We start from the raw sequence: 12,185 nt of genomic DNA, 5'->3' as shown, positions 1-12,185 counted from the left end.
CCTACCCGCGCACGGCGAGGGCGAGTTCGGCGTTGACCACGCAGCCGCGCGAGCTGTCGACCGCCCCGGTGCGCCGCAGGTCGCCGATGAGGTCTGCGAGGCGGGCGGAACTGGTCGGATTCCCGGACCGCCACCGGGCGATGGCCGCCTCGGCCTCGGTGTCCGGGTCGGCGTCACGCAGCACGACGGCGGCCAGTGCATGCCAGCCCTCGTGCAGCTCGTCCTCGATGACGGCGGCGGCCATGGTCTCCCAGTACCCCGCGCCCGCGCCGGCCTGGGTCGCCTCGGCCACCCAGTCCAGCCCGAACTCCCGCCCGATCTCGCGGTATGCCTGCCCGATCTGGGTGATCGGGAGGCCGGCGCCCTGCGCGGTCTCCCCGAGGGCGAGTGCTTGCGAGAGCACCCGCAGCGTGTCGAGGTCATGGTCGAGCCGGCCGGTCAGTCGCGGAAGCCCGTCGGTGAGGCCGGCGACCATCGGTGTGAGGCATGCGATCTCGGCGCGCGGATCGGCGGCCGGGTTCCGGTGGCGGAGCAGCCAGGACGTCGCCCGCTCGATCAGGTCGTGGATGCCGAACAGCAGGGCGAGTCGCGTCCGCTGGCTGGTTCCCGGCAGCGACAGGGCCTGCGCCCACAGTCGGTCGATGTCGAAGACGGCGCGCACCACCGAGTACGCGACGACGATCTCCGGCGTGCTGACCCCGAGTCGTTCCTCGAGGCGGTGGATGAATCCGGGCCCGACGCGGTCGATGATCTCGTTCGCCAGGACGACCGCGACGATCTCGCGGGCCACCCGGTGCCCGCGTAGCTCGGAGCCGACGCGGTCGTGGAGCCGCGCGGGAAAGTACTCCAGCAGGACGTCGGCGAACACCGGATCGTCGATGGCGGAGGACGCGAGGAGCTCGCTGCGCACCAGGTTCTTCGACATCGCCAGCAGGACCGCGATCTCGGGCCGCACCAGGCCCGCCCCCGCCCGTTGCCTGGCCGCGAGTTCGCCCGCCGAGGGCAGCACCTCCGCGGCGCGGCTCATCCCGGTGGCCTCCTCGAGGTTCTCGATCAACCGCTCGTGGCGGCTGAGCAGGAACGGCGCATGGACCTCGGCGAGGCTGATGGCCAGCGTCTGCCGGTCGCAGTCGGCGAGCACCGCCGCGGCGATGTCCTCCTCCATGTCGGCCAGTAGCCGGTCGCGATCGTCGGTGGCCAGGTCGCCGGAGCGGACCGCGGCGTCGAGCGCGATCTTGAGGTTGACCTCGCGGTCCGAGGTCGCCACGCCGGCCGCGTTGTCGATGAAGTCGGCATTGATCTTGCCGCCCGCGAGCGCGAACTCCACCCGGGCGCGCTGGGTGAACCCGAGATTGCCGCCCTCGCCGACGGACCGGCAGTGCAGCGTGTCGGCGTCGACGCGGACGGCGTCGTTGGCCGGATCGGCGGCCTCGGCGTGGGTGTCGGTGGAGGCCTTGACGTAGGTGCCGATGCCGCCGTTCCACAACAGGTCGACCTCGGCGCGCAGCAGGGCCTTGATCACCTCGTGTGGCGGCAACTCGGCCGCCTCGACGCCCAGTCGCCTGCGCGCCTGCGGCGACAGCGGCACCGACTTCGCGGTCCGCGGCCACACGCCGCCGCCCGGCGAGATCGCCGAGCGGTCGTAGTCGTCCCAGCTGCTGCGCGCGAGCCCGGAAAGGCGTTCGCGCTCGTGGTGCGACGTGACGGGATCCGGGTCGGGGTCAAGGAAGACGTGACGGTGGTCGAAGGCGCCGATCAGGCGGATCTGCGGCGAGAGCAGCATCCCGTTGCCGAACACGTCGCCGGACATGTCGCCGATCCCGACGACGGTGAAGGGGTCGGTGTCGATGTCGAGCCCGATCTCCGCGAGGTGCCTGCGGACCGAGCCCCACGCCCCGCGCGCGGTGATGCCCATCTCCTTGTGGTCGTAGCCGGCCGATCCGCCGGAGGCGAAGGCGTCCCCGAGCCAGAATCCACGGGCGGCCGCGATGCCGTTGGCGAGGTCCGAGAACCGAGCGGTCCCCTTGTCGGCGGCAACCACCAGATAGGGGTCGGACCCGTCGTAGATCACGGTGTCCGGCGGGTGCACGGTGGCCCCGTCGACGATGTTGTCGGTCACGTCGAGCAGCGCGCCGATGAAGTCGGAGTAGGCGCGGCGGACCTGCTCCTGCGTCGGGTCCGATGCGCCGCGGACCACGAAGGCGCCCTTGGCGCCCATCGGCACGATCAGCGAGTTCTTCACGATCTGCGTCTTCATCAGTCCCAGGACCTCGGTCCGGAAGTCGTCCCGGCGGTCGGACCAGCGCAGCCCGCCTCGGGAGATCGGGCCGCCGCGCAGGTGGCTGCCCTCGACGTTCGGCGCGTGCACGAAGATCTCGCGGTGGGGCACGACAGCTGCCTGCGGACTCACCCGCGACGGGTCGATCTTGAACGCCACCGGACCGCCCGGCCGGTGTCCGTGCTGGAACCAATTGGTGCGCAGGGTCGCGGAGACGAAGGACCACATGCTCCGCAGCAACCGGTCCTCGTCGAGGGTGGAGGTCGCCTCGACGCTGCGCGCGAGCGCCGCCTCGGCGGCCGCGACGCGTTCGTCCCGATCGTCGAGACCCGGGGCGAATCGCGCGCGGAACAGGGCGACGAGGGCGCGCACGAAGGCGGGCTGAGTCGCGAGGATGTCGGTGATCGTGGACTCGGACAGCTCCAGTCCCACCTGTCGCACGTACCGGCTGGCGGCACGGACGAGGACAACCTCGGACCAGGGCAGCCCGGCGGCGGCCACGAGCCGGAGGAAATCGTCGACCTCCAGGGCGCCCGACGCGGCGGCGGTGAAGGCCTCCGACACCAGATCCGCGCTGGCCCCGTCCCACGGGAACTCGGTGGGGCAGAACGTGAATCGATGCGTGCTGGCCGAGTCGTCGACGCCGGGGCCGACTCCGTGCGCCAGCTCGTGGGCGGCCACGCACAGGCCCATGTGGGCGAACGTCTCGACCAGATCGGCGAGCAACGGGGAGCCCTGCGGCCAGGTGAGGGTGGCCGCCAGTGGGTGATCACCCCGCGGGTCCGCGGGGTGGAACCGCAGCGCCGGGTGGCCGTTCGTCGCGGACGGCGCCGGGGAACCGGAACGGATGTCCAGCATCGGGCCCGCGGGACCGGTCGTGGCGATGTGCCTCATCGATACTCCCTACCTCGTTGTAGATCGCGTGATGAGGACCAGTCTGTGCGGGTGAGACCTGCGACACAGCTGCCAAAACGGTGCACGCGGAAATGCTCGGCGCGCCCTTTTGGAATCGGCTCCGCTGCGGGACTGCCGTGCCGATTGTGATGAGCACCACATCGGGGTTGTGATCTTGATCTCATCCCCCATATCGTCCCTGCCGCACGACGCCGGGTGACCACGACCCCGTTGCGGGCTCGGCCCCGGCATTGATCGCGCGGCGAATCGCGACCGCGCACAACCTGAAGGACACGTAGATGGATTTCGAGCAGACCGTCGCCCTGTTGACCGCACTCGGCGACCTCGGCAACCTCTTCACCGGCATGGGTGACTTTATGACCGGTTCCGTCGAGTTCGGCGGCTCCGTCCAGGGCCTCCTGGGCTGACCGGTGGTGACGCCGTTGTGGGCGCGGCGGGCAGCCGCGCCCACAACGGTCGTCCTCCCGCTGGTCGTGGTGGGCGCGGCCGCGCGGCACAATGGTCCCCGTGAGCGACAGCCAGGATGGTCCCGGCCCGACCGAGTGGGGCGAGCATCCCAACGGGGTGGGGCCGTGGTCGACCGAGCACGACGACCCGCCGCCGACCGATCCCCGGTACGACCCCGAGCTGCTCGCGCTCGGTGACCGACGCAACGTGGTGGACGCATACCGGTACTGGACCCGTGAGGCGATCGTCGCGGACATCGACGCCCGACGGCACTCGTTCCACGTCGCGATCGAGAACTTCGGGCACGACTCGAACATCGGCACCGTCGTCCGCACCGCCAACGCCTTCGCCGCGGCCTCGGTACACATCGTCGGCAGGCGCCGCTGGAATCGGCGGGGCGCCATGGTGACCGACCGCTACCAGCACATCGTCCACCACCCGGACGTGGAGACGCTGCTCGAATACGCGGCCCGCAGCGACCTGGCCGTCGTGGCCGTGGACAACACGCCCGGCTCGGTGCCGCTGGAGACGGCGAGCCTGCCGCGCGAGTGCATCCTGTTGTTCGGCCAGGAGGGCCCCGGCGTCACCGACCACGCGAAACGATCGGCGGAGATGACCGTCTCGATCGCGCAGTTCGGGTCCACCCGGAGCATCAACGCGGGGGTCGCGGCAGGGATCGCCATGCATGCGTGGATCCGCCAGCATGCCGATCTGGGGCGTGCCTGGTAGCGATTCGTCACATATGTAGGCAAGATCGTTTGTTATGCAGCATGAGTGGGCGGAGCGCGCCGACGCGGCCGAGGAAGCGATGGTCTCCCGGCACGTGCGCCGGTTGTGGGCCCTGCCCGGCACCGCCCTCGGGGTGGTGGCCTGGCCCCCGGTGCGCCGAGAGCGCCTGTACTTCAGCTGGCACTACTGGTGGCAGGCGCACCTGCTCGACTGCGTCGTGGACGCGGCGCTGCGTGACCCCACCCCGAAACGACGCCGTCGCATCACGAAAATTGCACGGGCACATCGGGTTCGGAACATCACCGGATGGACGAACAACTACTACGACGACATGGCCTGGCTTGGCATCGCCCTCGAGCGAGCACAGCGGCTGCATCACCTCGACTACCGCAACGCCATCCAGGACCTGGAATCGGAGCTCTTCGACGCCTGGGCGCCCGCCGCGGGCGGCGGCATCCCGTGGTGCAAGAGGTCCGACTTCTACAACACGCCCGCGAACGGGCCCGCGGCGATCATGTTGGCCCGCACCGGACGACTGTGGCGGGCGCAGGCCATCGCGGATTGGATGGACGAGAAACTCCGGGACCCGTTCACCGGACTGATGTTCGACGGCATCCGGACCGACGGCGCCGACTCGCCCGGCGTGCTGGACCGCGAGATCTACAGCTACTGCCAGGGTGTGGCACTGGGGGCCGAGACCGAACTGGCCGTGCGCCTCGGGGCGCCCCGACACCGGCACCGGGTGCACGCACTGGTCGAGGCGATCGACAAGCGTCTCGCCGAGGACGGTCTGATCGTCGGCGGCGGGGGTGGGGACGGCGGACTGTTCAACGGGATCCTCGCGCGCTACCTGGCGTTGGTGGCGGTGGAGCTGCCGGGTGAGCAGGCGGAGGACGTGCGGGCCCGCCGGACCGCGGCGCAGATCGTGCTCGACTCCGCCGAGGCCGCGTGGGAGAACCGGCTCCAGGTCGAGGGGCTGCCCCTGTTCGGGCGCGACTGGACGACCCCGGCCCACCTGCCCGGACTCGGCGACGGGATCGCCACCTTCACCGGTGGCACCGTGCGGTCGTCCGACATCGCCGAGCGGGACTTCTCGGTGCAGCTCGGCGGCTGGATGCTGATGGAGGCGGCCTACGTGGCGTCGGGAGCGATCTAGGCCGCCACGCTGGATTGTCACGGGCATCGATGCGTGCAAGCATGAAAACGTCGTGTACCCGGCGTACAACGTGAGCAGGCACAACGATGTTCCACAGCATCGCCCGCACCGTCATCGCGCATCCGTGGCGCGTGGTCTGCCTCTGGGTGATAGCAGCGGCGGCCGTCATCGTCCTCGCGCCCAGCCTCGACGACTACACGACCGGTAATCAGCAGAGCTTCCTGCCGGGCTCCTTCGAATCCGTGCAGGCCCAGGACGCGGGCAACACCTACTTCCCGGCGCAGTCCGGCGGCACCGGCAGCCTCGTCGTCGTCCGGGCCGACGGTGCGCCCCTGAACCCGGCCGACCAGGCCACCGCGACCGGCCTCGCGGCCACGCTGCAGGGCGAGGCGATCCCCGGGGTGCTGGCCGTCCAGGCCACCCCGCAGTCGCTGTCCCCCGACGGCAGGACCGTGGCGCTGTCGGTGGCGTTCGACGGCCAGCCGGGCGAGGACCAGGTCAACGAGGCGGTGTCGGCGGTGCGGGCCGATGCCGACACCGCGCTGCAGGGCACCGGCCTGACCAGCGGCCTGACCGGGAACGCGGCGATCCAGGTGGACACGACCTCGGCGTACGACGACGCCGAGAAGATCATCACCGTGGCCACGGTGATCCTGATCCTCGCGCTGCTCGGACTGATCTTCCGCAGCCCGATCATCGCGGTGATCCCGGTGGTGGTGATCGGTGTCGTGCTCGGCGTGGTCACCGGTCTCACCGCGTTGCTCGCCGACCTGCTCGGCTTCCAGGTGAGCACCTCGCTGCAGTCGATCCTGGTGGTGGTGTTGTTCGGCATCGGCACCGACTACATCGTCTTCCTGTTGTTCCGGTACAGGGAGCACCTGCGCCGGGGTGAGCCGCATGGGCAGGCCCTCGCGACCTCGGCCGGCGTCGTCGGACGGGTCGTCGCGTCGTCGGCGCTCACCGTCATCGGCGCGTTCGCGGCGCTGTTGCTCGCCAAGCTCGAATCGCTCAGCACCCTGGCGCCCGGCCTGATCGTCGCGGTCGCGGTCATGCTCGTCACCGCCCTCACCCTGGTGCCCGCGATCTTCACGCTGCTCGGGCGACACCTGTTCTGGCCGTGGGGTCCCGGGCACGACAGCAGGCACAGTCCCTTCGCCAGGGTGGGCGCCCTCGTCGCGCTGCGCCCGCTGGTCGTCGCGCTCGGGGTCGGGCTGATGCTGATCGTCCTGACCGTGTTCGCGGGGGGATTCAAGTCCACGTACAACACCCTCGACGAGCTGCCGGACAGCACCTCGTCGCAGCAGGCGTTCACCACCCTCGGCGAGTCCTTCCCGGCCGGGGCCCTCAGCCCGACGCAGGTCTTCGTGGTCGGTGCCGGCGGCCCGCTCGACCCCGCGGCGCTGAATGCATTGGCGGCCAAGCTGTCCGGGGTGCCCGGCGTGTCGTCGGTCGCGCCGCCGAAGCCGAGTCAGGACGGCACGGCGGCGATGATCAACGTGGTCCTGCAGGACGACCCCTACTCCAACGCCGCCCTCGACCTCGTGGAGGGGCCGCTGCGCGACGCCGCACACGGTTCCGTACCCGGCGCCGAGGTGCTCGTCGGCGGGCAGACCTCGACCTTCGTCGACGTGCGCGCCCAGCTCGGCGCCGACACCGCCCGGGTGTTCCCCGTCGCCGCGGTCATCATCGCGGTGATCCTGGCCCTGCTGCTGACCGCGATCCTCGCCCCGCTGAACCTGCTCGTCTGTGTCGCGCTCACCTTCACCGCGACCCTGGGCGCGGTGGTCCTGCTGTACCTGCACGCGCTCGGCTACGCGGGCATCGACTTCTCGATCCCGATCGTGCTCTACCTGTTCGTGGTGGCGATCGGCACGGACTACAACATCCTCATCGCGGCGCGGCTGCACGAGGAGTTCCGCGGCGGCCACGACCCGCGGACGGCGGCGCGGATCGCCATCACCAACGACGCGCCCACGGTCGCGGCCGCGGGCATCATCCTGGCCTGCACCTTCGCCTCGCTGATGCTCACCGGCATCGCGAACCTGGCGGAACTGGGCTTCGGTGTGGCGGCGGGCATCGTGATCGCGGCCTTCGCGATGGCGCCGCTGCTGGTCCCGGCTCTCTCCGCGCTCGAGGGCAGGCCCTTCTGGTGGCCGACCCGGCGGTCCGTCGACCGGGATGCGGTCGGCGTCAGCCCCCGGCCTTGATCACGCTGGTGACGGCGTCGATGAGCGCGAGGTGGGTGAACGCCTGCGGGAAGTTGCCCAGATGCCGTCCGCTGGAGGACTCGATCTCCTCGGCATAGAGGTGCAGGGGGCTGGCGAACGAGAGCAGCTTCTCGCAGAGCATCCGCGCCCGGTCCACCTCGCCGATCAGGGCGAGGGCCGAGACCAACCAGAACGAGCAGATGGTGAACGTGCCTTCCTCGCCCGAGAGGCCGTCGTCGGTCTCCTCCGTCCGGTAGCGCAGGACGAGCCCGCCTGCGGTCAGCTCGTCGGCGATCGCCAGCACCGTCGCGCGAACCCGATCGTCCTCCGGGGGAAGGAAACCCATGATCGGGATGAGCAGCGTGGCGGCGTCGAGCGAAGTGGTCTCGTAGTGCTGGACGAAGACGCCGCGGTCGTCGACCCCGTTGGCGCAGACGTCGGCGTGGATCTCGTCGGCCGCCCGCCGCCACTTCTGCGCGAGCTCGGCCTGGCCGCGATCGGCGGCCATGATCGCGCCGCGGTCGGCCGCCACCCAGCACATGAGCTTCGAGGCCGTGAAGTGGCGGGGTTCGCCGCGCACCTCCCAGATCCCCCGATCGGGCTTGGGGTAGACGTCGATGGCGCCATCGACGAGCTGGGTGACCAGTGCCCACGCGGGAGGACCGAGCTGGCTGGCATGCCTGACGTGGGTCGCGACCGATTCGATCAGCATTCCCCACATGTCGTGCTGGCGCTGGTTCCAGGCGCCGTTGCCGACGCGGACCGGGCGGGCGCCGTCGTAGCCGGCCAGGTGGTCGAGGGTGCGCTCGGTCAGGTCTCGTTCGCCGCCCAGGCCGTACATGATCTGGAGCGGTCCGCCGGCCACCGCGTCGATCAGGAACGCGAAGTACTCGAAGGCCACCCAGTCGTAGCCGAGCTCGAACAGGGCTCGGAGCATGAAGGCCGAGTCCCGCACCCAGGTGTATCGGTAGTCCCAGTTCCGTTCGCCGCCAGGCGTTTCCGGAAGCGAGGTGGTCGCGGCGGCCATCAGGGCGCCGGATGGGGCGTAGGTCAGCCCCTTGAGGGTGAGTGCGCTGCGCTCGAGGTACGGCCGCCACCGGTGGTCGGGAAAGTTGCCCTTCCTGAGCCAGTCGCGCCATATCCGGTCGGTGCTGTCCAGGAGTTCGGTGGCCTCGTCGACACCCGCGACGGAGTGTCCGTCCCAGCAGAGGGCGACGAAAGCGGTTTCTCCCGCGGACAATTCGGTCCTGGCTCCCGCCCTCGCCGCGCCGAAGGTGAGCCGGAGGTTGCTCGTCAGCGTCAACGCGAGTTCGCCCGCGGTGCAGGTGGCGCTCTCGTAGCCCTCGCCCGTGTAGGTCCACGCGCCGGTCGTCCGGCCGTATTCGAAGAGCGGCATGCAGCTGACGGTGATCTCGACGCTGCCCTCGATGCACGCCGCGGTACGCACCAGCATGTCCTGAGCGACGTGGTCGCCGGGCGGCCGCCGATACTCGTCCGAGCGGGTGGTGCCGTTCCACGGACCCATGACCAGTGCGTCGCGGACGACCAGCGTTCCGGTCGGTAGGCACCAGGTCGTCTCGAGGACCATCGAGCCCGGTAGGTATCGGCGCTGTGAGGGCACCTGGGCGTGCGTCGGGCCGAACTGGAACGATCCGGCCGCCCGGTCCAGGAGCGCGCCGAACACGCTCGGCGCGTCGGGGCGGGGAACGCACAGCCACTCCACCGAGCCGTCCGGCGCGACCAGGGCTGAGGTCTGGCAGTCGGACAGGAATGCATAGTCGGCGATCGGAGGGAACTCGGACATGATCGCCGTCCTTCCTCTCGTCCTGCGGGGCGCCCGTGTCCTGTGAAGGTACGCCGGAGCCCGGCGACCGTGCGGGATTTGTCCCCGGTCACCGGCCGACGACGTCCAACCGGAGGACCTCAGCCACACTTCGACCGCTACCACCCCGCCGAGGGACGTCTCCAACGCGGAACTCGTCCGGTGGGCCGTCGACCGCCTCAACGCCAAGGACCTCGACAGCCTGCGCAGTCGCTGGTGGGCGGCCGACTCCGTCGTGCACTTCCCGACCGGGACATGTCGTGGAACCACCGAGATCGCCGCCTACTTCGAGCAGGCCTTCGCCGCCGTGGCCGACTTCGCCATGGAGATCTTGTCGATCGCCGGGGCCGGGGACGACGTCTTCGTCCACTGGCATTTGACCGGTCGTCACGTCGGCACCTTCGTCGGCATCGCCGGCACCGGGCGGCGAATCGACTTCGAGGGCATCGAACACTTCGTCATCGCGGACGGGAAGGTCGTCACCAACACGGTGCGCTACGACCAGATGGAGTTCGCCCGCCAGATCAAGATGCTGCCCCCCGACGGATCGATGGCGGATCGCGCGATAAAGGCCGCATTCAACGCAAAAACGCGGGTAGCGGGCATCGCGCGCCGACGCTAGCCCAGCGACCTTGCACCTCACGTTACGTGAGGTCCTAGCGTTGCCCGCATGACGACCGAGGCAGCAGGGGAAGGCGCATCCATCGACGCGGCGATGGGCGCGGCGGACATCATCGAGCTGGTGGCCGGGATGGCCGGAGTGCACGTGCTCACCGCGAGCCGGGCGACCGGGGCACCGGAAGCGGCGTGGGGCGACACGTTCTTCTCCTACGACCCGGACGGCGACCTCCCCGCCGACCGGCGGTTCCCCTTCGCCACCATCGTGACGACGGACTACGACGGATTCGACACGGCGTCGAACCTGAACCGGCCCGGGGTGTTCCGGCTCAACATCTCGGTCGGCCGCGATCGCTTCCGCGACCTCGTCGGACACTCGCCCGCCGCGCACGCGGAACACGGCGACGGCATCGACTACGGCGCCCTGGACCGGCTGCTGCCGCACCCGGTGTACGCGTCGCAGGCGTGGGTCTCGATCCTGAACCCCGGCGCGGCGACCGCCGCACTGGCCAGGGCGCTGCTCGCCGAGGCCCACGCCCGGGCGACGGCGCAGCAGCGGAAACACTGAATCGCGTGAGGGCGCATGATCGTCGGGTGGAGCAGTACACGGTCGGCGACGTCGCGCGGATGTCGGGTGTCTCGGTGCGCACCCTGCACCACTACGACGAGATCGGACTCCTGTCGCCGCAGGGTCGCACCGCGGCCAACCACCGCCGGTACTCCGCGGCCGACCTCGACCGGCTGCGGCGGATCCTGTTCTACCGTGCCCTCGACTTCGGGCTCGACGACATCGCGGCGGTGCTCGCCGACCCGAACGCCCGCACCGACGACCACCTGCGCCGACAGCACCGCCTGCTGCGGCAGCGGCAGGCCCGCACCCAGGCACTGCTCGGCGCGGTCGAGCGCGAGATCGAAGCCAGGCGGGCCGGGATCTCCCTGTCGCCCGAGGAGCAGTGGGAGATCTTCGGCACGGAACACTTCGCCGAGTACTCGTCCGCGGCCGGACGGTGGTGGGACCACCCCGACCGGCGGCAGGGGAAACAGCACCCGACCGCGGCCTACACCAGGGACGACTGGCTCGAGATCAAGTCGGAGGCCGACGCGAACATCGCGGCCTTCGCGGCGGCGATCGCCGCGGGCGAACCGGCCACGGGCCCGGTCGCGATGCGCGCCGCCGAGGAACACCGGGCACACATCGCCCGCTGGTTCCACGACTGCAGTCATGATCAGCACGTCGAGGTGGCGGCGAGCTACGTCTCCGAGCCGACGGACGTCGAGGAGTGGGACTCGGTGGCGCCGGGCTTCGCCCGATACGTGCACGACGCGATCCTCGCGAACGCGCGCCGCGCCCGTGACACGGGTCAGTCGACGGTGTAGTCCTCGGCGGGCTTCGCCATCTCCTGCCGGTAGTGCCGGATGCCCAGCACGGTGCCGACGAGCAGGCACGCCACCATCACCGCGAGCACCGCGGGCATCAGCCACGGCACGCGCTCGAGGAACTCGCCCGCGTAGAACCCGATCAGCAGCAGCACCGGCGCCCACGCGAGCGCCCCCAGGCTGCTGGCCACCGTGTACGAGCGGTGGTTCATGCAGGCCGCGCCCGCGACCATCGGGCACAGGGTGCGCACGAAGGGGATCCACCGGGCCACCAGTACCGACAGGAAGCCGTGACGGTCCAGCAGGACGTTGACCTTGTGCAGATTCTCGGCCGTCACGTAGCGGCCACCGCGGCGCGCGACGAGGTGGTGGCCGGTCCGCCTGCCGATCCGGTAGCCGACCTGGTTACCGGCGATCGCGGCGACGGCGGCACCCGCGGACAGCGCCCACACGTGCGCGGACCCCGAGGAATGGCCGGCGAGGACGATGCCGGCCGTGATGAGCAGCGAGTCCCCGGGCAGGAACAGCCCGATGATGACGGCGCACTCGAGGAAGACGAACGTCAGGACGATCAGCCACACGACCGCCGGCCCGGCGGTTTCGAGTGGCGCAAAACTGCCGGAGGCGAGCGTCATC

At 70.5% G+C, this 12,185-nt stretch carries 10 protein-coding genes; 7 read left to right on the top strand and 3 right to left on the bottom strand.

Going from position 1 to position 12,185, the window contains the following annotated elements; genetic code table 11:
* Window position 1 precedes the first annotated feature (1 nt).
* Window positions 2–3,172, bottom strand: a complete 3,171-nt coding sequence (locus ACFQS9_RS00525; protein WP_378400455.1) for an NAD-glutamate dehydrogenase domain-containing protein — start codon at window positions 3,170–3,172, stop codon at window positions 2–4.
* Between the two features lie 299 nt (window positions 3,173–3,471).
* On the opposite strand from ACFQS9_RS00525, the gene ACFQS9_RS00520 reads away from it, so the two are divergent.
* The 4 genes from ACFQS9_RS00520 (at window position 3,472) to ACFQS9_RS00505 (ending at window position 7,732) form a co-directional block, all read left to right on the top strand.
* Complete coding sequence (locus tag ACFQS9_RS00520) at window positions 3,472–3,600, top strand: hypothetical protein (protein ID WP_378400453.1); 129 nt, start codon at window positions 3,472–3,474, stop codon at window positions 3,598–3,600.
* Window positions 3,601–3,700: 100 nt separating this feature from the next.
* Complete coding sequence (locus tag ACFQS9_RS00515; RefSeq protein WP_378400451.1) at window positions 3,701–4,369, top strand: TrmH family RNA methyltransferase; 669 nt, start codon at window positions 3,701–3,703, stop codon at window positions 4,367–4,369.
* A 34-nt stretch (window positions 4,370–4,403) separates the two neighbouring features.
* Window positions 4,404–5,525, top strand: coding sequence for a glycoside hydrolase family 76 protein (locus ACFQS9_RS00510; protein ID WP_378400449.1), 1,122 nt, complete (start codon window positions 4,404–4,406; stop codon window positions 5,523–5,525).
* 86 nt (window positions 5,526–5,611) lie between these two features.
* Complete coding sequence (locus tag ACFQS9_RS00505; RefSeq protein ID WP_378400447.1) at window positions 5,612–7,732, top strand: MMPL family transporter; 2,121 nt, start codon at window positions 5,612–5,614, stop codon at window positions 7,730–7,732.
* Here ACFQS9_RS00505 and ACFQS9_RS00500 read toward each other — a convergent pair.
* Window positions 7,716–9,536, bottom strand: a complete 1,821-nt coding sequence (locus ACFQS9_RS00500) for a glycoside hydrolase family 15 protein (RefSeq protein WP_378400445.1) — start codon at window positions 9,534–9,536, stop codon at window positions 7,716–7,718. The two genes, ACFQS9_RS00505 and ACFQS9_RS00500, sit on opposite strands and share 17 nt — an antisense overlap.
* 76 nt (window positions 9,537–9,612) lie before the next feature.
* On the opposite strand from ACFQS9_RS00500, the gene ACFQS9_RS00495 reads away from it, so the two are divergent.
* Genes ACFQS9_RS00495 through ACFQS9_RS00485 form a run of 3 tightly spaced genes read left to right on the top strand, consistent with a single transcriptional unit; the run spans window position 9,613 to window position 11,549 of the window.
* Window positions 9,613–10,176, top strand: a complete 564-nt coding sequence (locus ACFQS9_RS00495; protein ID WP_378400776.1) for an ester cyclase — start codon at window positions 9,613–9,615, stop codon at window positions 10,174–10,176.
* A 48-nt stretch (window positions 10,177–10,224) separates the two neighbouring features.
* The gene (locus tag ACFQS9_RS00490; RefSeq protein WP_378400443.1) at window positions 10,225–10,740 is read left to right on the top strand and encodes a DUF6194 family protein; all 516 of its coding nucleotides are present in this window, start codon (window positions 10,225–10,227) and stop codon (window positions 10,738–10,740) included.
* Window positions 10,741–10,745: 5 nt separating this feature from the next.
* On the top strand, window positions 10,746–11,549 hold the full coding sequence (locus ACFQS9_RS00485; RefSeq protein WP_378400441.1) for a MerR family transcriptional regulator: 804 nt from the start codon (window positions 10,746–10,748) through the stop codon (window positions 11,547–11,549).
* Here the strand turns inward: ACFQS9_RS00485 and ACFQS9_RS00480 are convergent.
* Window positions 11,534–12,184 (bottom strand): DedA family protein, encoded by a 651-nt coding sequence (locus ACFQS9_RS00480; RefSeq protein ID WP_378400439.1) that lies wholly within the window; start codon window positions 12,182–12,184, stop codon window positions 11,534–11,536. The genes ACFQS9_RS00485 and ACFQS9_RS00480 overlap by 16 nt on opposite strands.
* Window position 12,185: the final 1 nt, after the last annotated feature.

The sequence above is a fragment of the Rhodococcus daqingensis genome (genome assembly GCF_042665615.1).
Classification (GTDB): Bacteria; Actinomycetota; Actinomycetes; order Mycobacteriales; family Mycobacteriaceae; genus Rhodococcus_G; species Rhodococcus_G daqingensis.
This window is presented reverse-complemented; position numbering and strand designations above follow the sequence as displayed.